Source organism: Corynebacterium glyciniphilum AJ 3170 (assembly GCF_007673095.1).
Classification (GTDB): domain Bacteria; phylum Actinomycetota; class Actinomycetes; order Mycobacteriales; family Mycobacteriaceae; genus Corynebacterium.
The window spans coordinates 1-280 of the sequence record NZ_VDYZ01000203.1; the positions used below are offsets into that span (position 1 = coordinate 1).

Sequence of the window (280 nt, forward strand, 5' to 3'; positions counted from 1 at the left end):
GGCGGAACGCTTCAGTTCGGTGGACGACATGCTGCTGGCGCGGGTGGAAGGGGAGGAGGGGTCGAAGGTGGAGGTGGTGAAGGGGGGGAATATGTGTTGGGTGGGGGAGTTGGGAGGGGTGGAGGAGGAGGTGAGGGGAGGGAGGGTGGTGGTGATGTGGGGGGAGGAGGGTGGTTTGATGTAGTTGGGGGAGATGAAAGGGGGGGGTGGAGGTGAGGGGGTGGAGGGGAGGGGTAGGGGGGGGGGAGGTGGAGGTGGGGGGGATAGTGGGGGGGGGGGT

1 protein-coding gene is annotated in these 280 nt (G+C 67.5%); it reads left to right on the forward strand.

What is annotated here, in order from left to right:
• Window positions 1–184 (forward strand): hypothetical protein (locus FS507_RS16870; protein ID WP_222121468.1); only part of this gene is annotated, 184 nt, incomplete at its 5' end.
• Between the last annotated feature and the right edge of the window lie 96 nt (window positions 185–280).